The organism is Stutzerimonas kirkiae (assembly GCF_004327335.1).
GTDB classification, from domain to species: domain Bacteria; phylum Pseudomonadota; class Gammaproteobacteria; order Pseudomonadales; family Pseudomonadaceae; genus Stutzerimonas; species Stutzerimonas kirkiae.
The window spans coordinates 1-23,743 of record NZ_QJUO01000002.1 but is presented as its reverse complement, the minus strand read 5'-3'; the positions used below and the strand labels follow the sequence as shown (position 1 = coordinate 23,743).

Here is a 23,743-nt window from a genome sequence, read left to right as displayed (position 1 = left end):
GCAATTTTCTATGGTTTGAGCGCGGAAAAGGCTGGCCGTTTTGCGTGGTCCCGCCAGGCTTTACAGCTCTCCGCTCAGTTTGCGCTGGTACTGGTAGCTCCAGCGTGTGTAGAGCAGTGCCGCGATGAACAGTGCCAGGCTGAACAGCACCTCCAGCGCGCCATAGAACTGACGGGCCGGGTCGATGCAGGCCAGTACGCCCTGGATGAAGTACAGGTTGACGATGAAGCAGGTCCAGGCATGCGCCCTCGGGCTACCGGCAATGATGCCGGGCGCCATCAGCAACAGGGGCAGCAACTGGATGCTCAGGACGACCCAGGTACGGGCGCCGTGCAGGTCCGCGAACAGCAGGTTCCAGGCCAGCAGGAGCACAGCCAGGGCAGCGAAACTGAGCAGGCTGAGCCAGCGGCTGAAGCTGACCCTGGGAGCCAGCCATTGCAGGGAAGGCAGGGGGCGGGGCTTTCTAGCCAAGGTCGTTCTCCAGGCTTCTGGCGGTCCGCGCCAGGCGCTGCCCAAGGGCACGGCACAGGGCGATTTCGTGTTCGTCCAGTGGGCGCTTGCCGTCGGCCCCGGCGTGGTGGCTGGCCCCATAGGGCGTGCCGCCGCCCCGGGTTTCCAGCAGGGCGCTTTCACTGTAGGGCAGGCCCAGCACCAGCATGCCGTGGTGCAGCAGTGGCAGCAGCATCGACAGCAGGGTGCTCTCCTGGCCCCCGTGCAGGCTGGCGGTAGAGGTGAAGACACCCGCCGGCTTGCCGACCAACTCGCCGGTCAGCCACAGGCTGCTGGTGCCATCGAGGAAGTATTTGAGCGGCGCGGCCATATTGCCGAAGCGTGTCGGGCTGCCGAGCGCCAGGGCCGAGCAGTGCTTGAGGTCATCCGGGCTGACGTAGACCGCGCCCTGTTCGGGAATGGCAGGGGCCACGGCCTCGCATTCGGTGGAGACTTCCGGCACGCTGCGCAGCCTCGCTTCCAGGCCGGCCATCTCCACCCCACGGGCGATATGGCGGGCCATTTCCGCGGTGGCGCCATGGCGGCTGTAATACAGCACGAGCACATAGGGCGCGCTCACGACAGTATCTCCAGTACACGCTCCGGCGGCCGGCCGACCACCGCCCGCTTGCCGACGACGAGGATCGGCCGCTCGATCAGGCGGGGATGCGCGGCCATGGCGGCGATGATTTTCTCGTCGTCCAGGCTTGCGTCGTCCAGCCCCTGGGTCTTGTATTCTTCTTCCGAGGTGCGCAGCAACTGGCGGGCGGGGATGCCCAGCCTGGCCAGCAAGTCTGTCAGCTCAGCCGGGCTTGGCGGGGTTTCCAGGTAGCGCACGATGCGTGGTTGCAGGCCGCGGGCCTGCAGAAGTTCGAGCGCGCCGCGGGATTTGGAGCAGCGCGGGTTGTGATAAAGGATGAGTTCGGTCATATCGTCCACTTCTGGCCAGTTCTGCGGGTATTCTAGCCGTTATGCGCCGCTGCCTGAATGACATGCCATGCAGGTGGCAGGACGATCGCGCGATGCACGGCAAACAGCCGAAAACAGCGCTGGAAGGCTTGAGGCCGGATGAAAGAGCGTGGCAATCGCTGTTTTTCGTCCGGCTTTCCAGCCTCCGGCGCTTTATCGAAGCCCCTTGCCAGTGAATAACGGCATCGCGCGATCGCCCGGCATGCAGGTGTCGGGTGGATCATGGACAAGGGCCGAAAGCCCGTAGGAGGGGCGCCCGCCAATGGGGTGCCGCTGGGCACCGGCGCTTTATGTCCGAGGCCCGCTCCTACGCTGCGAGAGACAGCTTTCAAGCAACGGGATAGTTCTTGTTTCATTGGAACGGGGCACGGGAGAAGTCGATGTCTGGAAATGCTTTCAAGGGGCTGTGGTTTGGCGCCGCACTGCTGTTGAGTGCCTGTGGCGCGGACTGGGGGCCTGACCAGCATGGCCGCACGGTCGAGTCGTCGGAACTGGAAGGGCGCTGGTTGCTGGTCAACTACTGGGCCGAGTGGTGCGGCCCGTGCCGGACCGAGATCCCCGAGCTGAATGAGCTGGCCGCCGCCGATACCGGGTTGCAGGTGCTCGGGGTGAATTTCGATGGTTTGCAAGGCGATGAACTGAGCGCCGCGGCGCAGGTGCTGGGGATCGAGTTCACCGTACTGGGCGATGACCCTTCAGAACGTCTGCAACTGCCACGCAGCGAGGTACTGCCGGTGAGCTACCTGATCGACGACAAGGGGGCGTTGCGCAGGACGCTGGTCGGTGAGCAGACCCGCGACGGCATCCTGGGTATCTGGCGGGAGGAGCGATAGCGGCAAGCAGAGCAGGCGAGTGGCCTCCCCGTTATCCATGGAGTGAGCACCTGTCATGCTTTGCCGCTTGTCGCCTCAGCGCGCCTGTTGCAGGCGGTCGAGGAGTTCCCGCTGCAATTCCGGGTCGTCGCGGGTCAGTTCGATCAGGCTCAGTTCCAGTTCGCTGGCTTCCTCTTCGAGGCCGAGTTGTTCCAGACGCTCGACACGCTGTACCCACTGGCCGACATCGTCGCTTTCCAGGTCGCCGAAGATCAGCTCGTGGGCTTCATGCAGTGTCTGCTGCAGGTCGCGGCTGACGAGCAGCACTTCGTCGGCCCTGACGTGATCCTGGGGGTCCTCGACGCTCAGGTGCAGCCGGTCGGCCTTGCCGAGGTCTTCGTCCAGCAGGTTCAGGTGCAGGATGCCGTTGCGGTCGGTGAGCAGTTCGTGGTGCTGCGAGGCGGCCCTCACGGCCACCGGGCGTTCCGCCCAGGGCAGGCTGGAGTATTCCAGCCGTGCGGCGCGGCGTTGTTCTTCCAGGCTGGCCAGGTTCTGCTGCGAGCGACCGTTGGACTCCACGTTCATGAATGGATTGAGCCCGGCGAAGCCATAGTCGATCCAGCCGCGGGTGACGCTTTCCGGCAGGCTGCCGAGCAGGAGCACGTTGAGGATGTTGGCGCCGACACCCGCCACCACCGCGACCGCGCCCAGCGGGATTTCGTAGAGTTCGCGCCAGGCCTGGTAGGGTGTGTAGCGGTCATAGCGGCGCGTGACCTCGAAGTCGGTGACCTCGAAGGTCTTCTGGTCCTGGATACGGATACGCCGCTGCGGCAACTGCAGCACCGGTTCGCCGACCTCGATGCGCAGGTTGTGATCGACCAGCGTCCGTTCGGCGCGGGCTTCTAGCTCGCTGCGCTGTGGCAACTGGTTGGCGCAACCGGCCAGGGCCAGCGCCACGCAGAGTGATGCAATGGAACGTCGGGTAGGCATGATTTCCTGTCAGCGTTGAACTCGCGATTGAATAAAGGACAGGATATCGGCCAGTGCAATGCTCTGGGGTTGTTCATCGCGGCGGTGCTTGTACTCGAGGGCACCTTCAGCCAGGCCACGCTCGCTGACGACGATGCGATGCGGTATGCCGATCAGTTCCATGTCGGCGAATTTGACGCCCGGACTGGTCTTTTTGTCACGGTCATCGAGCAGGACTTCGTAACCTGCGCCGGCAAGCTCGGCATAGAGCCTGTCGGTGGCTTCGCGTACCACTTCGCTGTCGTACTTCATCGGCACCAGGGCGATCTGGAAGGGCGCCAGGGCATCCGGCCAGATAATGCCGCGCGCGTCGTGACTCTGCTCGATGGCCGCCGCGACCACACGGGATACGCCGATACCGTAGCAGCCCATGGTCAGCGTGGCCGGTTTGCCATTCTCGCCCATGACGGTGCAGTTCATGGCTTCGCTGTACTTGGTGCCGAGCTGGAAGATATGCCCGACCTCGATGCCGCGCTTGATCACCAGCTTGCCCTGGCCATCCGGGCTCGGGTCGCCTTCCACCACGTTGCGCAGGTCGGCGACCTGTGGCAGCGGCAGGTCACGCTCCCAGTTGACGCCGAAATAGTGCTTGTCCTCGATATTGGCGCCGGCGCCGAAGTCGCTGATCAGGGCGACCGAACGGTCGATGATGACCGGGATCGGCAGGTTCAGCGGGCCGAGGGAGCCAGGGCCGGCACCGATGGCGGCGCGTATCTCGGCTTCGCTGGCGAATACCAGCGGGCTGGCGACCTGCTCCAGGTTGGCGGCTTTGATTTCGTTCAGTTCGTGGTCGCCGCGAATCACCAGGGCAACCAGTTGGCCTTGCTCGACGCCATGCACGACCAGGGTCTTGATGGTCTTCTCGATCGGCAGGCCGAACTGCTCGACCAGCGCGGCGATGGTCTTGGTATTCGGCGTATCGACCAGGCGCAGCGTTTCGCTGGCCGCGCCACGTTCGCTTTCACGCGGGATGGCTTCGGCCTTTTCGATGTTGGCGGCGTAGTCGGAGCTGTCGCTGAAGGCGATATCGTCCTCGCCGGAGTCGGCCAGGACGTGGAATTCATGGGAGCCGGTACCGCCGATGGAACCGGTATCGGCCTGCACCGGACGGAAGTTCAGCCCCAGGCGGGTGAACACGTTGCAGTAGGCCTGGTGCATGCGGTCGTAGGTCTGTTGCAGGGATTCCTGGTCCAGGTGGAAGGAGTAGGCATCCTTCATCAGGAACTCGCGGCCGCGCATCAGGCCGAAGCGTGGGCGGATCTCGTCGCGGAACTTGGTCTGGATCTGGAAGAAATTGATCGGCAACTGCTTGTAGCTGCTCAGTTCGTTGCGCGCCAGATCGGTGATGACTTCCTCGTGGGTCGGGCCGACGCAGAACTCGCGGTCATGGCGGTCCTTCACGCGCAGCAGTTCCGGGCCATATTGTTCCCAGCGGCCGGATTCCTGCCACAGTTCGGCGGGCTGGATGGCGGGCATCAGCACTTCCAGGGCGCCGGCCTTGTTCATCTCGTCGCGCACGATGGCTTCGGCCTTGCGCAGGGCGCGCAGGCCCATCGGCATCCAGGTATAGAGCCCCGACGCCAGTTTACGGATCATCCCGGCGCGCAGCATCAACTGGTGGCTGATGACGACGGCGTCGGAGGGCGTTTCTTTCAGGGTCGAGAGCAGGAACTGGCTGGTACGCATGGCTGTCCGGGATGTCCTTGCAGGAAGGCGGATGGGAATGGACGGCATTGTACGGCCCCGCTCGGGGTGCGTACAGGAGGCGATACGGGGAAAGCGCCCGCCCTGAAAGGGCAAAACCCGGCGGATGCCGGGTTTTGCTCGTTACGAACGATCAGGCGTCCCGGGTTACAGGATGCTCAGCGGGTATTCGACGAATACGCGGACTTCGTTCATATCGTTCCAGTAGCCATTGCTGGTTTTCAGGATCGAGTTGCGGACCTTGAAGGACAGGTCCTTGGCCGGGCCGTCCTGGATAACGTAGGAAACCTGGTTGAAGAACTCGCGCTCGCTGCCCGCGCTCCGGTCTGCGCCGCGGTCGATGTTGCTGCCGCGGATATAGGCGGATTTCCAGAACAGGCCGGGTACGCCGTAGCCGGAGAAGTCCAGCTCGTAGCTGGCCTGCCAGGAGCGCTCGTCCTTGGAGTTGAAGTCGGACAGGAAGGAGTTGGCCAGGTAGATGGCATTGCCGCCGTCGCCGATGTCGTACTTGTAGCCTTCGTCGCCGGTATTACGCTGGTGGGCGAGGATGAATGCATGGGCGCCTACCGAGTACTTGGCAGCCAGACTCCAGATAGTATTGCTACGACTTTCGCGAACGCCCGGGATGCCGTTGTCGACGTCGGTGGTATAAGACTCTACGAAGCCTTTTTTGTAGTCGGTCTTGTAGATATTGAAGTCGAAGCCCAGGGATTGCTGGTCGGCCAGCGGCAGGACATAGGCCAGGTTGGCGTATTTCTTCTCGGCGACATCCTCGATGTCGGAGTAGTACAGCGCCGCGCTCAGGTTGTCGTTGAAGGCGTAGCTACCGCCGATCACGTCGATGGACTTCAGGCTGTTGCTGCTGTCCCAGCCTGCGGTGTTCTTGTCGTTCTGCGAGGTGAAGCGACCTGCGTTGACTTCCAGGCCGTCGATCTCGTTGCTGGTCAGCAGGGTACCGGTGAAGGTCTGCGGCAGCAGGCGGGTGGTGTCGTGGGACAGTACCGGCAGCGATGGCAACTGGTTGCCGTATTTCAGTACGCTGCTGGATACACGGAACTTGATGGCTGCGCCGGCTTCGGAAACGTCTTTCTGTGCATCGCCGTCGCTGTCGGTGGCGAAGAAGCCGATGCCGCCGTCATTGCGGCTCTTGCCGGTATCGAGCTTGACGCCGAGCAGGCCGTAGGCATCCACGCCGACACCGACGGTGCCCTGGGTGAAGCCGGATTCGAAGGTGGCGATGAAGCCCTGGCCCCAGCGGGACTGATCCTTGACCCTGTCGCCATGGTCACGAAGGAAGTAGGCGTTGCGCAACAGCAGGTCGGCTTTCGCGCCTTCGACGAAGCCCTGGGCTTCGGATTGTTGACCGGCGATTGCGATTTGCGAGGTACCTGCTGCGACGGCGAGCGCCATGACGCTCCATTTCATCAGTTTCATCTTGGGTGCTCCATTGGGTTTAAATCAGTAGCTCTGTTTATCGCTCTTGTTCTATGAAAAAAAGCCTTGTCCTGTCCGAGCTATTCCGTGTGCCGTCCCTGCGTCGGTCTGTGCCGGTACGCCGGGAGGTGGCCGGCATTATATTCATACCTGCGACTTTAGTCTCCGCTTCCGTCCCATGACCCGGGGCGATCGCGCCATGCGCTGCCAAGCGCCGAAAACAGCGCTGGAAAGCTGGAGGCTGGACGAAAGAGCGCCACCGCCGGTGTTTTTCGTCCAGCTTTCCAGCCCCCAGGCCTTTATCGGAGCAGCTTGCCAGCGGATCACGACATCGCACGGCCCCGTGCCCCATGACGCGCTACCCTGGTCGCGATGATCCGTCTTGCGGTGTGGCCCGCGCTTTGACTGGCGTGGGTTTTAGCGACACCATGTCACACCGCTATCCGAAGGAGTTTTGCCTATGTTCATTCTCGATTCGCGCCTGGAGCGGGATACCGTATCGCTGGGCGATTTCCCCCTGTGCCGGCTGTTACTGATGAACGATGCGCACTATCCCTGGTTTATCCTGGTGCCACGGCGCGAGGAGGTCAGCGAAGTGTTCCAGTTGGATGTCGCCGATCAGCGGCTCTTGTGGCAGGAGGCGGGCCGCCTGGCGGAAACGCTGAAGGACACCTTCGCCGCGGACAAGATGAATGTGGCGACGCTGGGCAATGTCGTCAGCCAGTTGCATGTGCATGTCATCGCCCGGCGCCGGGATGATGCCGCCTGGCCTGCCCCGGTATGGGGGCGGCAGACGCCTATCGCCTATACGGACGAGCAGATACGGGGCATCAGGGACAAGTTGCGGCTGGTTCTGACCGATTTCGATTTCGGAGCCTGAAATGGATATGCAGGCCCGCATCGACGATCTTGAAAGCCGCCTGGCGTTTCAGGACGACACCCTCCAGACACTGAGCGATGTGATTGCCACTCAGCAGCGCGTACTGGAACGTATGGGGCGACAGATGGAGTTGTTGCTCAAACGGCAGGAAGAGCTCTTGAGCAGAGTAGGCGGGGGCGAGGAAGAGGAAGCGCCACCCCCGCATTACTGACAGGGCGACAGCCCGCGGCGGCGGGCTGCCCTGTATCGGTCACAGGATACTGACATCCTCGGCCTGCAGGCCCTTGTCACGCATCATGATGGTGAACTCCACCCGTTGCCCTTCGACGAGGATGCGATGCCCATCCCCGCGGATCGCCCGGAAGTGCACGAAGACATCATCACCGCTGTCCCGCGAGATGAAGCCGAAGCCCTTGGAGGTGTTGAACCACTTCACCGTGCCTTGCTCCCGGCCGATGGCATTGCCGGTTGCCTGCTGGGGGGCGCTGCGAGTGCGATTGACGCTGGCGCGGCGGCCTTTGATCTGGTCGGCGCACAGTTGCAACAGGGTCGCGACCACCGCCAGCAGCAGGCTGGCGAGCGTGGCCGGCTGGCCGGCGAGGAAACCGAGGGGAACCAGCACGATCAGGACCTGGATAGCGACTGAAAGTACCAGTAGAGCCGAGACAGCAGCGATGACCGGGCGGGTCCTGCGGTCGGTATTCAAGTGTTTTGATGTGATGAACTGGATATTCAGCAGGCCCAGCAGGAACAGGCAGAGTGCTTCGGGTTGCAACAGGAGTGGGATTTCCCCGCGCAGGCTGGGGATGAATGACAGCAGCAGGGCGACGATGCCCGTCAGAACATGAACGATTTTCAACATTTTCAATGACTCACGGTTGATGACTCGACAGATGATGACCGCCGCCGCCGAGTGCGCGATATAGAGGCTCGATCAGTCGAGAGAGAAACGGCCTGGATGGAAAGGCGTCTCGGGGGCGTGCAGCGCGGCGTATTTAACAGGAAAGGGCGCTGGCGCTCAAATGAGCTTGTCGAGGGTATGTTTCAGGGGGCAGCGAAGTGCCCCCCGCGGTGCGCTATACCGTGGTGTGCCGGATCATTTGGCCAGCAGGCTGCGCAGCATCCATGCCGTTTTTTCGTGAATCTGCATGCGTTGCGTCAGCAGGTCGGCAGTCGGTTCGTCGCTGACCTTTTCCAGCAGGGGGAATATGCCGCGTGCGGTGCGGACAACCGCTTCCTGCCCCTGAACCAGCAGGCGAATCATTTCTTCTGCACTGGGAATGCCTTCTTCCTCCTTGATCGAGGAAAGGCGCGCATAGGCCGAATAGGTTCCGGGTGCGGGGAAGCCCAGGGCGCGAATCCGCTCGGCGATCGCATCGACGGCCAGGGCCAGCTCCGTGTACTGGGTTTCGAACATCAGGTGCAGCGTGTTGAACATCGGTCCGGTGACGTTCCAGTGGAAGTTATGGGTCTTCAGATACAGGGTGTAGGTGTCCGCCAGCAGGTGTGCGAGGCCATCGGCAATGGCCGAACGATCCTTTTCTGTAATACCGATATCGATTTTCATGTACTTCTCCTCTATGGCTACCCGGTGATTCATCGCGATTTCAGCATAGATCGCCAAGGCGCGAAATGTTCGTTTTCAATGCATGGGTATTGGAAGCGTCCGCGAGCGACTGGTTCCCTGTTTTTTCAACGAGCGGCTTCGGGCGGCAGGCAAAAAGCAGGCGATGCACCCAGGGGCGCGCCATGTCGGTATCCAGGATAAATGCGCTTCGGTAAAAGCGCTGGGGGCTGGAACGCTGGACGAAAAACACTGTTGCCCCGCTCTTGCATCCAGTCTTCCAGTGTTCTTCTGGACGCTTTCCCGCGTATGGCGCGATCGCCCCGATGGCATGGCCAGGGCGATCGCATGAAACCCCGTTCCATGGCCGTGGAAGCCGGGTAATTGTGAGCTGTCTCGTTGCGACTGGATTGGCAATAGTGTTTCTGGTTTCTGGTTTCTGGTTTCTGGATCGTAGAGCGTGATCTCGGGCACATCGTCCCTGTGCGAATGCCTGGTGGCGGGATGGGGCACGCGTGAATACATCCCTGTAGCTCTTCGCCGCCATCCCTGGCGGCGAAGGCCCCGCCCCGCCACCAGGCATCCGCACAGCCACTATCAGCGGCGCCTGTGGGAAAGCGCCGGCGAAACCGAAAGCCCTACCAATGATCGCGCAGTGCGCTGACGGATTTTTCCATAGTCGTTCCGGTATTTGCCGCGCGCCCGACCAGCCCCGCTACGAAACCTTCGCCGACAGGGGTGTCGACGAAGAGCACCCCCTTATTCATATGGGCGACGGGTTCATGCGTGTTTCGTAGCGGGACTGGCCGGGTTCGCGACACCACGGACACCAGGATACTGCCAGCGGCGTACGATGAAACGCACACTGGATTGCCAACCCAGTCACACCGTCTCGCCTCCTGACGCAGGACATATGCGTGCCCGGGAGCTGAGGTGAGCGTTCATGCGATTGCCCCGATGGCGTAGCCTGGCGAGAGCGTTCAGCGGGGAAGCAAGTGCTAGAATGCGGGCTTTTCGAACGCGAGCCTGCCGATGGAGCGTCCACGTTTCCGTATCTATTTCCTGCACCCGCGCTTCTGGCCGCTCTGGCTGGGGCTTGGGTCGCTGTGGCTGCTGGTGCAGTTGCCCTATCGTGTCTTGCTGGTGCTGGGCCGCGGGCTGGGGCTGGCCATGTATCGGCTGGCGGGGGCGCGGCGGCGGATCGCCCGGCGCAATCTGCAACTGTGCCTGGGCCACCTCGATGCTGGCCAGCGGGAGCGCCTGCTCAAAGCGAATTTCATTTCCACCGGCATTGCATTCTTCGAGATGGCGATGAGCTGGTGGTGGCCGCAGCGGCGGTTGCAGCGGCTGGCGCACGTCGAAGGTCTCGAGCACTTGCAGCGTGCAGCCGCCGAGGGGCAGGGTGTGATCCTGATGGCGCTGCACTTCACCACGCTGGAGATCGGCGCGGCACTGCTCGGGCAGCGGCATACCATCGACGGCATGTACCGCCAGCACAAGAACCCGCTGTTCGACTATGTGCAGCGCCGCGGTCGCGAGCGGCATAACCCGGATGCCACCGCGATCGAGCGCGAGGACGTGCGCACGATGCTCAAGGTGCTGCGTGCCGGGCGGGCGATCTGGTATGCGCCGGACCAGGATTACGGGCGCAAGCAGAGTCTGTTCGTACCCCTGTTCGGTATCAGCGCCGCCACCGTGACCGCCACCAGCAAGTTCGCCCGCCTGGGCAAGGCCAGGGTCGTGCCTTTTACCCAGGAACGCCTCGCCGATGGCTCCGGTTACCGGCTCACCCTGCATGCGCCCCTGGCGGATTTCCCAGGCGAGAGCGAGGCGGCGGACTGCCTGCGCATCAACCAGTGGATCGAGCGGGAAGTCACGGCCCTGCCTGAGCAGTACCTGTGGGCACACCGACGCTTCAAGACCCGGCCGGAGGGGGAGGAGGGGCTTTATTAGCGGCAAGCCACAAGCTGCAAGGAAAAATGGCCTGGAGCCATGTTTAACGTCGCGCAGCGACGGCCCGAAGGGTGGCTGCCATGAATGGCAGGCCATAAAGGGCCTGGCAGGGTTTCTGGAGCGCCTTCCACCCTGATTACGCTTGTAACTGCTTATTCCTGTATCTGCAATTCCCTGGCCTTGCTGTAGATGTAGCGCAGCTTCTCGTATTCGAATGGGGAGTTGAGCTGGCCATAGCGGAATGGCGTGCTGTAGCGGATATCCACCAGACGCAGTGCGGTCAGTTCCAGGCCTTCGCCGCTGGCCTGGGCATAGTCGAGGTAGTTCATCTGGCGTTCGGCGGCGAAGTCGAACACTCGGCCACCGGTATCGCGGGCATTCGAGGGGCCGAGCGCCGGCAGGATCAGATAGGGGCCGGCCGGTACGCCGTAGAAGCCCAGGGTCTGGCCGAAGTCTTCGCTCTGGCGCACCAGGCCCATGCGGGTTGCCGGGTCCCATACACCACCCACGCCGATGATGCTGTTGAACAGCAGGCGCGCAGTGGCATTCATGGCGCGAACGCCTTTGCCCTGCAGCAGGCTGTTGCTCAGGTTGGAAATCTCGCCCAGGTTATTGAAGAAGTTGCTGACGCCGGTCCGCACGAAGCGAGGAGTCACCGCCTGATAGCCGCGCACCGTGGGCAGCATGACCCATTGATCGAGGCGATAGTTGAAGTGGTACATGCGCCGGTTGAACGATTCGAAGGGGTCGTGAATCTTCAGTGCGCGCAGGGTCGCCCGTTCGAATTCGTGCTGGTCCAGGCCTGGATTGAAGGTCAGGCTGCGCAGTGGCTGTTTGAATCCGTCGCTATCGGGTTGCGCCTCGTGGGCATGGGCGCAGGGCAGCGTGAGCAGCAGGGCCGCGAGAAACGGGATATGGCGGCGGTTCATCGGTCATTACTCTTCGCAGAGGGTTGGACGGCGGCGATGTCGGTTGCTGGCGGCTGTGCCTGGCCGCTCATGAACTCCAGCATATGGCGGACGTTGTCGGTGTAGCCGAAGTTGCCGCAATGCCCGCCGTAGGGGTAGAGGGTCAGGCGCTCGCCGAAGGTCTGGCGCAGGAAGCCCAGGTCTCCCGGGCCGAGGATGATGTCGTCGGCATTGTGCATGACGGCGATCTTGCGGTTGCCGTGCAGATAGTCTCGCAGTGCATACAGGCTGACCTGGCTGACCAGTTGCTGCAGGTCGCCACCGTTGTGCCGCTTGCGCCAGAAGGGCATCAGTTGTTCTTCCATGTAGCAGCCGAAATTGCATTGCAGCGCCTTGCGGAACAGCGGTTCGAGGCTGGTGCCTTCGCTGATCTTCTGCCCGGGCGTGGTGATCAGGCCGCGGCGGTTGATCAGGTCCGAGGTGAAGGCCATGTCCGCCGAGAAGAAGCGGAAGGTGATGCCGATCAGCATGGCCAACTGTTCATCGGTCAAGCGCTGCGGGGACTGCTGGAAGTCGAAAAGCATCGCTTCGTTGAGGTCGATGTAGCCTTTGCGCTGGTAGTAGCTGGCCAGTTTGTCGAGGATCAGCTCGTAGAAGGTGGTCTGCCGGTCCAGGTCGGGTACTTGCGCCTGCACCAGTCGGTCCATGTTGCTGATCGAGGTATGCAGGTTGACCGGAGGGTTGAGCAGCAGCACTCGCTTGAAATCGAAGCTGCGCCGGGTTTCGTCGAGCTGGCTGACGAATGCGGCGTGCAGGGCACCGAGGCTGTAGCCGGCCAGGAAGTAGTCGGTGACCGGCAGTTCGTGCTGCTGGGCGCGGATGGCCTGCATCACCCGGTAGATATCCTTGGCGTCGTCGGGGCTGTAGCCGGGGGTGGCATTCTGGGAGGCTGCGGCCATGAAGTCGTAGCTGGTGGGGGAGGAAATCTGCACGACGTGATAGCCGGCGCCGTAGAAGATCTTTTTCAGCAGCTCGTTGCTGCCGGTGGCGTAGTTGGAGCCGGTGCCGGCGATGATGAATATCAGCGGCGCCGCTCCCGATTGCCGGGCCAGGCGATAGCTCAGGCGCTTCACCGGCCAGAAGTTGGCGGGCAGGCGGTATTCGCGTTCCGGCAGCAGCCTCAGGCTGTAATCCTTCTGGCGGATGGCATCGTCATCCGGCAGGTCGGCACGCAGGGCTGCGGGGGTGCCGGCGATCGTCGCCTCGAATGGGTTGTGCAGTGGGTATCCGTAATGTTCCGGGCGAATATCCGCTGCATGGCCCGGGAGGGCCAGCAGCATCGAGGCCAACACGCTGATGCACAACAACAGGGGCATGCGTTAATTCTCCATGGGGGCTACGGGCGCGCTGTACTATCTAGCCGGGCGCCGTCGGGTGTCCAGTGGGATGCCACAGGGTGATGCGTCATGCGCTGTACGGCTCGGAAAAAACGCCTGGCACAGCATAACCCTATGGCGCGATTGCCTGACATTGGCAGGCCTCGATGATTTTCAGACTACTTGGAGTTTATGAATGCCGCATCGTTCGGCTTTTGTATGGGGTGGGGCGTTTGTATGGATTGGTGCGTTTGTATGGATTGGTGCGTTGGTGGGGGTATTGCTGGCCGGCAGCTATGGCATACGCATGGGCCTTATGGAGGATACCCGATGGCTGGCGCTGTGCGGCGATGATCCGGGCCTGTTCGCGTGCCGCCTGCGTGACCTGCTGGGGCTGGCGATCCATCTGCGCCTGGCCGGCTGGCTCGGGCTGGCGGCGGCGCTGCTGGCCTTCGTCTGGCCAGGGCGCATGGGCGGCTGGCTGGCTGTCGTGGCGCTGGTATTCGCCGTTCCGGCCTTGGTGCTCTATAACGCCACCTTGGCCTCGTTCGCCCTGGTGCTTGCCGGGTTGCGCCTGGTGCGCTGACGCTTTGGCGACAGCCACGTAGTAGACAGGGTGGACTGGGCGCTGGAGTCTGGGGGCACGCGAGGAAAGCAGGCGTACGCCACAGTGGTGTGTTTCCTCCTCGTCGCGAGCGGATTGTCAATAGTGTGCGGCTTCAGGATTGTGGAGTGCGCTCTCGGGCTCAGCGTCCCTGTGCGAATGCCTGGCGGCGTGACGGGGCACGCGTGAATACCTCCCTGTAGCTCTTCACGCCATCCATGGCGGCGAAGGCCCCGTCCCGCCACCAGGCATCCGCACAGCCACTCTCGGCGGCGCCTGAAAGAAACAGCCTGCGAAACCGAAAGCCTTGCGAATGACTCGGCACTGCACTGACGGCTCTTTCCATCGTCACCTCGGTATTCGCCGCGAGCCCGGCCACCAGGGCACCGCCAGCGGCCTACGATGAGCCTCATACTGGATTGCCAATCCGCTCGCACTGTATCGCCCCCTGAAACAGGGGATTGCCTGCCTGGGAATGACCGTCGCCGCTCACAAAGCGCTGCTACGAAGGCTCCCGTGCGCGCAGGCCGCGCCAGAGCGCCAGGGCCAGCAGTAGGCTGACCAGCGCCCAGGCCACCGCCTGATGGTTGGCCAGCCCTTCCTGGTAGAGCTGCGGGGTAATTCCGGCGCAGAGCAGAGCCAGCAGCAGCGACGATTGCCGCGGGTAGGCGGGTACGGCGCGGTAGGCATAGGCGAGGGCCGGCAGTAGCAGGGCCGTGCTCGGAAACCCCCGGTAGCGTGCGTCGAAAACCAGGCCCAGGGTCATCACCGCGCCGGCGAAGCCGCTGGCCAGCAGTAGCCGCGGGGCTTGCGCGTCGAGCCAGGCGAGGGCCGGGGTTCGCCATGCCTGGCGGCTGCCGTGGGCCAGGCTGGTGTGCAGCAAGACCACGAGGTTGAGTGCCGCGAGGGCCAGGGCCCAGGCCAGTTCCGCCTGGTTGCGGCTGTCTTGCATGAGTGCCTGCAGCCAGAGCGCCAGGCTGATGGCGCCGACCGCTCCGATCAGGCAGTGGGCGGGTATGTCGCGCAGGCGCCGGGGCATGCCGCCGAGGGCGAGCGCCAGCAGCCACAGGCCCAGGCTGCCGGCCAGCCAGAGCGGCCAGAGCGGCTGGTTGGACAGCGGGCCGTGCAGGATGCCCTTGTCCTGGCGGTCGGCGTCGTACAGCCCCCAGTAGCCGCCCACGGTTCCTTCGCTGGCGCGTTTCCAGGGTTGGTCGAAAGCCTCGATCAGGTTGTAGCGCCAGCCATTGGCGTTGGCCAGTTGGACGAAACCGCGGATGAAGGCGGCCTGGTTGATCCTGTCGGCCACGGCGCTTTCACGCTGGCGGCCGGCGCTCGGCCAGCCGGTTTCGCCGATCAGAATGTCCTTGGGCGCGAAGGCGTTGCCGAACACCCGGCGAACCTGCTCGACTTCGTGCAAGGCGTCCTCGATGGCGCTGGGCTCGTCCTCCCAGTAGGGCAGCAGGTGGATGGTCAGGAAGTCGACGGCGGGTGCGATCTCGGGATGTTTCAGCCAGAACTCCCAGACATCGGCATAGGTGACCGGCACGGTGACCGCCTGTCTGACCTGTGCGATCAGGTCAGCCAGGTGGCTGGCGGTGACTTCCCGGCGCAACAGGGTTTCGTTGCCGACGATCACGGCCTGGACGATATCGCTATTGGCGTTGGCCAAGCGGACCAGGGTGTCCAGCTCCTGCCGGGTCTGTTGCCGGTCGGCGCTGACCCAGGCGCCCATCAGCAGCTTGAGCCCATGTTTGCGGGCCAGTTCGGGGATGCCTTCCAGGCCGCTGGTCGAATAGGTGCGGATGCAGTCGAAGCGCTCGGCCAGCAGCGCCAGATCGGCGTCCATGCGTTCGGGGCGCAGTGCCAGGGGCTGTTCGAATGGCGACTGGTGCTTGTCGAAGGGGCTGTAGGAAACGCACTGCAGTTTTGCCTGGGCCGGCAGGGCATCCGGCATTTGTACCGTTCGTCCGGACATATGCCAGAAACAGGCCATCAGCAGGCTCGTGAAAATACAGGTAACAAAATAGAGGGGGCGTAGAGGGGGCGAAAACGGGCGCATTGGGCCGGAAACCGTATGACGGGCGTACTTGCCGGCCTATGGTCGTCGATCTGTAAGCATTGTGCGAGAGCGGTTGCTGCCGAAGGTGTGGTGTCGGTAAGAAATTGTCGAAAAAAGACGACTAAGGTCGTGTGGAAAAGCCCGGTGGTGGCCCTAAAGTAGCTTCCTGCTCTCCTGCAACGTGGGGGGCTGAACGTGTGGAGCATAAAAATCCAATGAACAATGAAAATGTGTACCGCCAAATCTACGAGAATCCCCGCTTCAAGGAACTGGTCGGCAAGCGCAATCGCTTTGCCTGGACCTTGTCGGCCATCATGCTGCTGGCCTACCTGGCCTTTATCCTGGTGATCGCTTTCGAGCCGCATCTGTTCGGCATTCCCCTGCATTCCGGAACCGTGATTACCTGGGGTATTCCCCTGGGCCTGGGGGTGATCTTCCTGGCCTTCATCCTGACCGGTGTCTACGTCCATCGCGCCAACGGCGAGTTCGACCGTATCAACCAAGAAATCCTGGATGAGGTGCAGCGATGATCGCTCGTCTGTTCTCCGCAGCCGCCCTGATGGCTGCATCCCCTTTGCTGATGGCGGATGCGCTGACTGGCGCCGTACAGAAGCAGCCGACCAACTGGACGGCGATCGTCATGTTCGTGGTGTTCATCATCGCGACCATGGGCATTACCAAGTGGGCCGCCAAGCGCAATACTTCGACGTCCGACTACTACACGGCTGGTGGCAGCATCACCGGTTTCCAGAACGGTCTGGCGATCGCGGGTGACTTCATGTCGGCCGCCTCCTTCCTGGGGATTTCCGCGCTGGTGTACACCAGCGGCTACGATGGCCTGATCTATTCCATCGGCTTCCTGGTCGGCTGGCCGCTGATCCTGTTCCTGATGGCCGAGCGCCTGCGCAACCTGGGCAAGTTCAGCTTCTCCGACGTGGCGTCCTATCGCCTGGGGCAGACGCAGATCCGCATCCTCTCGGCGCTGGGTGGCCTGACCGTGGTGGCCTTCTACCTGATCGCGCAGATGGTCGGCGCCGGCAAGCTGATCCAGTTGCTGTTCGGCCTCGACTACTATGTCGCGGTGATCCTGGTCGGCGTGCTGATGGTCATGTACGTGCTGTTCGGCGGCATGCTGGCCACCACCTGGGTGCAGATCATCAAGGCGGTCCTGCTGCTGTCCGGCGCCACCTTCATGGCGGTCATGGTGATGAAGCACGTCGGCTTCAACTTCGGCGCGCTGTTCTCGCAGGCGGTCGACATCCATGAGAAGGGTACCGCGATCATGAGCCCTGGCGGCCTGGTCAGCGACCCGATCTCCGCGATCTCCCTGGGCATGGCGCTGATGTTCGGTACCGCCGGCCTGCCGCACATCCTGATGCGCTTCTTCACCGTCTCCGATGCCAAGGAAGCGCGCAAGAGCGTGTTCTACGCGACCGGCTTCATCGGCTACTTCTACATCCTGACCTTCATCATCGGTTTCGGCGCGATCCTGCTGGTCAGCACCAACCCGGACTTCCGCGACCTCACCGGGGCGATCGTCGGTGGCACCAACATGGTGGCCGTGCACCTGGCCAGCGCCGTCGGTGGCAACCTGTTCCTCGGCTTCATCTCCGCCGTGGCCTTCGCCACCATCCTCGCGGTGGTCGCCGGCCTGACCCTGGCGGGCGCCTCCGCGGTTTCCCATGACCTGTATGCCTGCGTGATCAAGAAGGGCAAGGCCAAGGAAGAGGACGAGATGCGTGTGACCAAGATCACCACGCTGTCCCTGGGTGTGGTCGCGATCCTGCTGGGTGTCGCCTTCGAGAAGCAGAACATCGCCTTCATGGTCGGCCTGGCATTCTCCATCGCCGCCAGCTGCAACTTCCCGGTGCTGTTCCTCTCCATGTACTGGAAAGGCCTGACCACCCGCGGTGCGCTGGTCGGCGGTGCGCTTGGCCTGTTCACCGCGCTGGCGCTGACCGTTCTCAGCCCGACCGTGTGGGTACAGGTACTGGGCTACGAGCAGGCGATCTTCCCGTACTCCTACCCGGCGCTGTTCTCCATCCTGGTTGCGTTCATCGGTATCTGGATCTTCTCGGTCACCGACAAGTCGCAGTCTGCCAATGAGGAGCGTGCGCGGTTCTTCCCGCAGTTCGTTCGTTCGCAAACCGGGCTGGGCGCTACAGGTGCGGTCTCGCACTGAGTCTTGAGCCGTAGGCAAGGAAAGGGGTGGCCGGTGACGGCTGCCCCTTTTTTTTGGTGCGCCAGGCATGGCGCGTTGCGCGTGAGCCGCAACCAGCTTGGCTGTGGTGGCCTCGTTGGTGACTTGGAGGTGAAAGTCCTCTACACACCCGGCAAGGGGGAGTGTTAGCTGAACGGCAAGGGTGTCGTGGGTGACTGCGAGTCTGAAGGAAGCCGAAGGCAAAATGCTGGCCTGACGAACAGGAAGCGGATAGAGGCGGCGTAGCGGGTAAGGTAGCCATGATTGCCAAAGCCCAATACTTGCACGGAACGCTGCGACGTAAATCCGACAGGCATAAGCAGGAAGGTCGCGCGAATTACCCAGGGAGATCTGTTTGGCCTGCCATGTGCTACCGGTATCGCGAGATGACGGGATGGGCGAACAGAAGTCAGCCGAGGCCGTAGTAGTTGCCCGAAACCGGAGCAGCGAAGGGCTGAACCTGCCATGAGTGGATAGTCAGGTGTGATCTCTGTTGGAGCGTAAAGCAGAAACGTCGTGAACAGCGGCGGTCGAGACCATCAGGAGGCAGGAGTCGGAAACTCCGAGGGCCGGCCTGGGCGCTTGGATACCACAGGCGACACATCAACGGAACCAAGCCCGCTGAGGTGGTTTATCAGTAGGCGGGAACCGCCGTATACGTAACCGTACGTACGGTGGTGTGGGAGGACGGCGGGGGCGACCCCGCCTCCTACCCGATTCAGAGCGGACGCGCCATGCCGTTACCCGCGGCGAAGGCGCCGCGATAAAGATCCTGGAGGCCGGGGCGCTGGATGAAAGTACGGGCTATCCCGTGTTTTTCGTCTAGCCTCCAGTTTTCCAGCGCATAGGGCGGTCGCCCGGTTTTTCATATCGGCATCTTTGTCTGTCGATGAGAACAATATGCATAATCGGCGCATGCCGGTTTCCACATTCAACCAAGGAGATACACCATGCATTACGTTACCCCCGACCTGTGTGATGCTTACCCCGAACTGATCCAGGTGGTCGAGCCCATTTTCAGCAACTTCGGCGGGCGCGACTCCTTCGGTGGCGAGATCGTCACCATCAAGTGCTTCGAAGACAACTCTCTGGTCAAGGAGCAGGTCGAGCTAGACGGCACGGGCAAGGTGCTGGTGGTCGACGGTGGTGGTTCGCTGCGCCGGGCGCTGCTGGGCGACATGCTGGCCGAGAAGGCCGCGCGCAACGGCTGGGAAGGCATCCTGGTGTATGGCTGCGTGCGCGACGTGGATGTGATCGCGCAGACCGATCTGGGTGTCCAGGCCCTGGCCAGCCACCCGTTGAAGACCGACAAGCGTGGTATCGGCGACCTGAACGTGGCGGTCACCTTCTGTGGCGTCACCTTCCGCCCGGGCGAATATGTCTACGCTGACAACAACGGCATCATCGTCTCGCCCCAGGCATTGAGCATGCCGGCCTGAGGGAGGTTGGGCGGAAGCGGAATTCCACGTAGGGTACGCCGTGCGCACCGGGGGCTGCGCGGCGCTTGCCGGTGCGCACGGCGCACCCTGCAGCGGCTTCCAGATGCTTCTGCCCGATAATGGTCTTTCGGCGATGCTGGGAGGCATGCGCCCGCTTACCCGATGGGGCCGGGCTTCGCCTACCGTGGGCAATTGGCCGGGGTGTGTCGCTATTCCAGCCAGGCATTGACCTTTTCAGGGTTTTTCTCGACCCAGGCCTTGGCGGCGGCAGCCGGCTTGGCGCCATCGTGGATGGCCAGCATCACTTCGCCGACGTCCGCCGCGCCCCAGGAGAACTTGCCGAGGAAGGCGACGGCATCGGCGGCCTTGGGTCTTAGGCCGGGGTTGATCACCGTGTCGATGTGCTCGGCTTCGCCGAAGACTTTCTGTGGGTCTTCGAGGAAGCGCAGGTTCCATTTGGCGAACATCCAGTGCGGAATCCAGCCGGTCACCACGATCGGCTTGCCGGCCTTCTCCGCACGGGCCAGGGCGGTGGCCATGCCTGCGCCGGAACTGGGCAGCAGGCGAATTTCGCTGAGGCCATAGGCCTTGATGGCGTCCTCGGTGCGGCGCATCACACCGGCACCGGCATCGATGCCGACGATCTGCCCCCCGAAGTCCTTGGCGTAGGTGTCGAGCTCGGCGATGCTCCTGGCCTGTACGTAGTCGGGCACGATCAGGCCGATCTTGGCCTCCACGTAGTTGGGGCCGAGCACTTCGATCCGGTCCTTGAGCTTCTCGTGGTATTCGCCATGGGTGGCCGGCAGCCATGCGGAGAGGGTGGCGTCGAGGTCGCCGCGGGCCACGCCCTGCCACATGATGGCCGGCTCGACCGGTTTCAGTTCGATCGGGTAGCCGAGCCTGCTCTGCAGGATCTCGCCAGCGACGTGGGTGGCGGCGACGCTATCGTCCCAGCCATTGACGTAGCCGATCTTCAGGCTGGGTTTGTCGGCGGCGAAGGCGGTGCCCATGCCGAGGGCCAGGGCGGCGAGGCCCAGGCGGATGCTTTTGAGTCTGTGCATTGGTTGCTCCGTAGGTCGATTGATGTTCCTGGTTCGCTTCGAATGTGGTCCTGTGTTCTCGGCTTTATGGCCGTTGTTGCCCGATAGCACGTTGCAAGGCTTGGGCTTTAAAGCCCGATGTGTTTCTTCACCGCGAGCACGCCGTCCTGGCCGTCGAAGGTGGTCACGCCGCTCAGCCACTGGTCGAGGATTTCCGGATTGGTCTTGAGCCAGTTCCTGGCCACGGTTTGCGGGTTTTCATTGTTCAGTACCTTTTCCATCAACTGGCTTTCCTGCTCGATGGTGAACTGCAGGTTGTGCAGCAGTTTGCCGACGTTGTGGCAACGCGCCTCGTAGTCCGGCGGCACCACGGTGTAGACCTTGGCGGCACCGTAGTCGGGGCCGAATACGTCGTCGCCGCCGCTCAGGTAGGTTATGTCGAACTGGGTGTTCATCGGGTGCGGGGCCCAGCCGAGGAATACCACCGGCTCCTGGCGCCTGATCGCGCGGGACACCTGCACCAGCATGCCGGCCTCGCTGGACTCGACCATCTTGAAGTCGCCGAGGTCGAACTGGTCGTTCTTGATCATGTCGGCGATCAGCAGGTTGCCGTCGTTGCCCGGCTCGATGCCGTAGATCTGGCCACCGAGCTGCTCTTTGAACCTGGCGATGTCCTGGAAGCTCTTCAGCCCGGCCTCGGCGCTGTAGGTGGGCACCGCAAGGGTGTACTTGGCGTTTTCCAGGTTGGGTTTCTCCAGCACCTTGACGCCGTTGTTGGCGAGGAAGGGCTCGATCACCGAATCCATGGAAGGTGCCCAGTAACCGAGGAAAACGTCGACCTGGCCATTCTTTATGCCGGTGAAGGCGATCGGTACCGAGGCCATGATCTGGCGTGTTCGGTAGCCCAGGCCTTCGACCAGGGTCATGGCCACACCGGTGGTGGCGGTTATGTCGGCCCAGCCGATCACGGCGAAACGCACCTGTTTGCAACTGGCAGGCTCCTGGGCCTGGGCACCCTGCATGAGTGCGCAGGAGAGCAAGCCGACTGCGGTTATGATCTTGATCATTTTCATCTACGGGTCCTCATGGGCGAGACAGTGACTTACTGGTTTTGCAGTTTGCCGCTGAACCAGGCGAGCAGGCCGCGCCTGGCCGTCAGCGGGGTGCCGAAGCTTTCGGTGATGCGGTCGAGGATGATCGCCAGCAGTACCACGGCCATGCCGCTCTCGAAGCCGAGGCCGATGTCCAGCCGCTGGATACTGGCCAGTACGTCGTTGCCCAGGCCGCCCGCACCGACCATCGAGGCGATGATGACCATCGACAGGGCCATCATGATGGTCTGGTTGACGCCGGCCATGATCGATGGCATCGCGTTGGGCAACTGCACCTTGAACAGCAGTTGCCAGTTGTCGCAGCCGAACGATTGGCCGGCCTCGACCAGTTCCTTGTTGACCTGGCGGATGCCCAGGCTGGTCAGGCGCACGGCCGGTGGCATGGCGAAGATCACCGTGGCGATGATCCCTGGCACCCGGCCGAGGCCGAACAGCATGGCGGCGGGAATCAGGTAGACGAACGCCGGCATGGTCTGCATGAAGTCGAGGATCGGCCGGATGACCATGGCCACCCGTTCTCGCCGGGCCGACCAGATACCCAGAGGTATGCCGAGCAGCAGGCTGATCAGGGTCGAGGAGAAGGTCAGGCCGAGGGTCACCACGGTCTGTTCCCAGAAGCCGGTGAGCACGATCAGCACGAAGGCGATGGCGGTGAACAGTGCGAAGCCTATGCCTATGCGCCACAGGCCGAGGGCGGTGAACAGGCCGATCAGCAGCCAGGCGGGTGGTAGCAGCAGAAGTGTCTCGACGCCATTGGAGAAGCCGCTGACCAGGCCGCCGATGTTATCGAATACCGCACTATGGTTTTCCAGCAGGTGGTTCACGGTTTCGTTGACCCAGTTGCCGAGGTCCAGTTTTTCACTCATCGCCTTATTCCTCCTGCAGGCGGCTCAGCAGCCGGCCTTTGCTGATTGCGCCGGTATAGAGGCCTTGGTGGTCGACCACCGGGATCGGCCCCTCGTTGTTCACCAGACGCTGGATCACCTGGTCCAGCGGCAGGTCTTCGGGTACCGGTTCGATTTGCTTGAGCAGGTCCGCCTCCAGGCGCAGTTGGTCGTTGCCTTTCACCAGCAGGGCGATCCTCTCGAGGCTGATGGAGCCCTGGAAGTTGTTCCGCTGGTCGACGATGAACGCGTAGTGCTTGTCGTTGGCCAGCAGTTCCCGACAGACCTGCCCGGCGTCCGGCGCCTTGCCGTTGTGCACGTAGACCGGCACGCTGTCGCTCTTGAGCTGGCCGGCGGTGAGGTAGCGGCTGGTATCGACCGTGTCGAAGAAGTTGCGCACGTATTCGTTGGCGGGGTTTTCGATCAGTTCCTGCGGGGTGCCGACCTGGATCAGCCGGCCGCCTTCCATGATGCCGATGCGGCTGCCGATGCGCATTGCCTCCTCGATGTCGTGGGAGACGAAGATGATGGTACGGCGGTCCTTCCTCTGCAGTTGCAGGAGGACATCCTGCATTTCCCGGCGCTTGAGCGGGTCGAGCGCGGAGAAGGCCTCGTCCATGATCATCAGCGAAGGGTCCACGGCCAGCGCCCGGGCCAGGCCGACCCGCTGTTGCATGCCGCCGGACAACTCATGCGGGTACTTGTGGGCGAAGCTGGCCAGGCCGACCTGTTCGAGCACCTGCATGGCGACCTTCTCGCGCAGTTTGCGCCCATCGCCGGCCACTTCCAGGCCGAAGCTGGCGTTTTCCAGGATGGTGCGCGAAGGCATCAGGGCGAACGACTGGAATACCATGCTCATGTCGCGGCGGCGCAGCTCGATGAGTTTTTCCCTGGACAGCTTGGCGACGTTCTGGCCATCGATGAAGACATCGCCGGCGCTCGGCTCGATCAGCCGGTTGATCAGCCGGATAAGCGTGGATTTGCCGGAGCCGGAGAGCCCCATCAGTACGAATATCTCGCCTTTCATGACGCTGAACGAGACATCGCCGACGCCGACCACCGCGTTTCGCTCGGCGAGCAGGCGTTCCTTGCTCCAGCCCTGCTTGAAACGTTCGACTGCGGCCTGGGGTTGTGAACCGAATACCTTGAACAGGTTTCTGACCACGACTTTTTCGGATTGCATAGCATGTTTCCTCAGTATCCAGTCGGAGCGCACCGCCGCTCTGGCAAGCCGGGCGCCCGGTTCACGGTGGTGTTGCATGGGCAGCATGATGGTCTTGCCTGCAT

General features: G+C 62.7%; 23 protein-coding genes. 8 read left to right on the top strand and 15 right to left on the bottom strand.

Annotated elements, in window-relative coordinates; genetic code table 11:
• Positions 1-60: 60 nt before the first annotated feature.
• From DNJ95_RS01750 to arsC, 3 genes are read right to left on the bottom strand one after another with little or no spacing between them, the layout of a single operon-like run.
• The gene (locus tag DNJ95_RS01750; RefSeq protein WP_131183009.1) at positions 61-471 is read right to left on the bottom strand and encodes a DUF2069 domain-containing protein; all 411 of its coding nucleotides are present in this window, start codon (positions 469-471) and stop codon (positions 61-63) included.
• A complete protein-coding gene (gene wrbA / locus DNJ95_RS01745) occupies positions 464-1,069 on the bottom strand; it encodes an NAD(P)H:quinone oxidoreductase (protein WP_131183008.1) in 606 nt (201 codons plus the stop codon). The genes DNJ95_RS01750 and wrbA overlap by 8 nt, the downstream gene beginning before the upstream one ends.
• On the bottom strand, positions 1,066-1,419 hold the full coding sequence (gene arsC / locus DNJ95_RS01740) for an arsenate reductase (glutaredoxin) (protein ID WP_131183007.1): 354 nt from the start codon (positions 1,417-1,419) through the stop codon (positions 1,066-1,068). Before arsC ends, wrbA begins: the two co-directional genes overlap by 4 nt.
• 419 nt (positions 1,420-1,838) lie before the next feature.
• On the opposite strand from arsC, the gene DNJ95_RS01735 reads away from it, so the two are divergent.
• Positions 1,839-2,291 carry a TlpA disulfide reductase family protein gene (locus DNJ95_RS01735; protein ID WP_131183006.1) on the top strand — a complete coding sequence of 151 codons (453 nt, stop codon included), beginning with the start codon at positions 1,839-1,841 and terminating at the stop codon, positions 2,289-2,291.
• Between the two features lie 75 nt (positions 2,292-2,366).
• On the opposite strand, the gene DNJ95_RS01730 is transcribed toward DNJ95_RS01735, so the two are convergent.
• The 3 genes from DNJ95_RS01730 to DNJ95_RS01720 form a co-directional block, all read right to left on the bottom strand.
• Complete coding sequence (locus DNJ95_RS01730; RefSeq protein WP_131183005.1) at positions 2,367-3,260, bottom strand: hypothetical protein; 894 nt, start codon at positions 3,258-3,260, stop codon at positions 2,367-2,369.
• A gap of 9 nt (positions 3,261-3,269) precedes the next feature.
• The gene (locus DNJ95_RS01725) at positions 3,270-4,985 is read right to left on the bottom strand and encodes a proline--tRNA ligase (RefSeq protein WP_131183004.1); all 1,716 of its coding nucleotides are present in this window, start codon (positions 4,983-4,985) and stop codon (positions 3,270-3,272) included.
• Positions 4,986-5,150: 165 nt separating this feature from the next.
• Positions 5,151-6,437, bottom strand: a complete 1,287-nt coding sequence (locus tag DNJ95_RS01720) for an OprD family porin (protein ID WP_131183003.1) — start codon at positions 6,435-6,437, stop codon at positions 5,151-5,153.
• Positions 6,438-6,897: 460 nt separating this feature from the next.
• On the opposite strand from DNJ95_RS01720, the gene DNJ95_RS01715 reads away from it, so the two are divergent.
• Complete coding sequence (locus DNJ95_RS01715; protein ID WP_131183002.1) at positions 6,898-7,317, top strand: HIT family protein; 420 nt, start codon at positions 6,898-6,900, stop codon at positions 7,315-7,317.
• Position 7,318: 1 nt separating this feature from the next.
• The gene (locus DNJ95_RS01710; protein ID WP_131183001.1) at positions 7,319-7,528 is read left to right on the top strand and encodes a SlyX family protein; all 210 of its coding nucleotides are present in this window, start codon (positions 7,319-7,321) and stop codon (positions 7,526-7,528) included.
• 39 nt (positions 7,529-7,567) lie between these two features.
• Here the strand turns inward: DNJ95_RS01710 and DNJ95_RS19625 are convergent, their stop codons facing one another.
• Together DNJ95_RS19625 and DNJ95_RS01700 are read right to left on the bottom strand one after the other, a co-directional pair.
• A complete protein-coding gene (locus DNJ95_RS19625; RefSeq protein WP_131183000.1) occupies positions 7,568-8,179 on the bottom strand; it encodes a cold-shock protein in 612 nt (203 codons plus the stop codon).
• Positions 8,180-8,413: 234 nt separating this feature from the next.
• Positions 8,414-8,884 carry a Dps family protein gene (locus DNJ95_RS01700; protein WP_131183206.1) on the bottom strand — a complete coding sequence of 157 codons (471 nt, stop codon included), beginning with the start codon at positions 8,882-8,884 and terminating at the stop codon, positions 8,414-8,416.
• 1,029 nt (positions 8,885-9,913) lie between these two features.
• Between DNJ95_RS01700 and DNJ95_RS01695 the strand changes: the two genes are divergently transcribed.
• Positions 9,914-10,834, top strand: a complete 921-nt coding sequence (locus tag DNJ95_RS01695) for a lipid A biosynthesis lauroyl acyltransferase (protein WP_131182999.1) — start codon at positions 9,914-9,916, stop codon at positions 10,832-10,834.
• Positions 10,835-10,986: 152 nt separating this feature from the next.
• On the opposite strand, the gene DNJ95_RS01690 is transcribed toward DNJ95_RS01695, so the two are convergent.
• Together DNJ95_RS01690 and DNJ95_RS01685 are read right to left on the bottom strand one after the other, a co-directional pair.
• Positions 10,987-11,763: an MlaA family lipoprotein gene (locus tag DNJ95_RS01690; RefSeq protein WP_131182998.1), complete on the bottom strand. Its 777-nt coding sequence runs from the start codon at positions 11,761-11,763 to the stop codon at positions 10,987-10,989.
• On the bottom strand, positions 11,760-13,118 hold the full coding sequence (locus DNJ95_RS01685; protein ID WP_242671848.1) for a serine/threonine protein kinase: 1,359 nt from the start codon (positions 13,116-13,118) through the stop codon (positions 11,760-11,762). The genes DNJ95_RS01690 and DNJ95_RS01685 overlap by 4 nt, the downstream gene beginning before the upstream one ends.
• A gap of 316 nt (positions 13,119-13,434) precedes the next feature.
• Between DNJ95_RS01685 and DNJ95_RS01680 the strand changes: the two genes are divergently transcribed.
• Positions 13,435-13,704, top strand: coding sequence for a hypothetical protein (locus DNJ95_RS01680; protein ID WP_420856754.1), 270 nt, complete (start codon positions 13,435-13,437; stop codon positions 13,702-13,704).
• 520 nt (positions 13,705-14,224) lie between these two features.
• Here DNJ95_RS01680 and DNJ95_RS01675 read toward each other — a convergent pair.
• Entirely contained in the window at positions 14,225-15,781 is a 1,557-nt protein-coding gene (locus tag DNJ95_RS01675) for a glycoside hydrolase family 17 protein (RefSeq protein WP_420824372.1), read from the bottom strand.
• 215 nt (positions 15,782-15,996) lie between these two features.
• On the opposite strand from DNJ95_RS01675, the gene DNJ95_RS01670 reads away from it, so the two are divergent.
• The 3 genes from DNJ95_RS01670 to rraA all read left to right on the top strand — a co-directional run bounded on the left by DNJ95_RS01670 (position 15,997) and on the right by rraA (position 19,420).
• Complete coding sequence (locus DNJ95_RS01670; protein ID WP_131182996.1) at positions 15,997-16,311, top strand: DUF485 domain-containing protein; 315 nt, start codon at positions 15,997-15,999, stop codon at positions 16,309-16,311.
• Positions 16,308-17,963, top strand: coding sequence for a cation acetate symporter (locus tag DNJ95_RS01665; protein WP_131182995.1), 1,656 nt, complete (start codon positions 16,308-16,310; stop codon positions 17,961-17,963). Before DNJ95_RS01670 ends, DNJ95_RS01665 begins: the two co-directional genes overlap by 4 nt.
• Positions 17,964-18,931: 968 nt before the next feature.
• Complete coding sequence (rraA, locus tag DNJ95_RS01660) at positions 18,932-19,420, top strand: ribonuclease E activity regulator RraA (RefSeq protein ID WP_131182994.1); 489 nt, start codon at positions 18,932-18,934, stop codon at positions 19,418-19,420.
• 209 nt (positions 19,421-19,629) lie between these two features.
• On the opposite strand, the gene DNJ95_RS01655 is transcribed toward rraA, so the two are convergent.
• The 4 genes from DNJ95_RS01655 to DNJ95_RS01640 all read right to left on the bottom strand — a co-directional run bounded on the left by DNJ95_RS01655 (position 19,630) and on the right by DNJ95_RS01640 (position 23,639).
• On the bottom strand, positions 19,630-20,481 hold the full coding sequence (locus tag DNJ95_RS01655; protein WP_131182993.1) for a glycine betaine ABC transporter substrate-binding protein: 852 nt from the start codon (positions 20,479-20,481) through the stop codon (positions 19,630-19,632).
• Positions 20,482-20,588: 107 nt separating this feature from the next.
• Positions 20,589-21,533, bottom strand: coding sequence for a choline ABC transporter substrate-binding protein (locus DNJ95_RS01650; protein ID WP_131182992.1), 945 nt, complete (start codon positions 21,531-21,533; stop codon positions 20,589-20,591).
• Between the two features lie 29 nt (positions 21,534-21,562).
• Complete coding sequence (locus tag DNJ95_RS01645) at positions 21,563-22,438, bottom strand: ABC transporter permease (RefSeq protein ID WP_131182991.1); 876 nt, start codon at positions 22,436-22,438, stop codon at positions 21,563-21,565.
• 4 nt (positions 22,439-22,442) lie between these two features.
• Positions 22,443-23,639: a quaternary amine ABC transporter ATP-binding protein gene (locus DNJ95_RS01640; RefSeq protein WP_131182990.1), complete on the bottom strand. Its 1,197-nt coding sequence runs from the start codon at positions 23,637-23,639 to the stop codon at positions 22,443-22,445.
• Between the last annotated feature and the right edge of the window lie 104 nt (positions 23,640-23,743).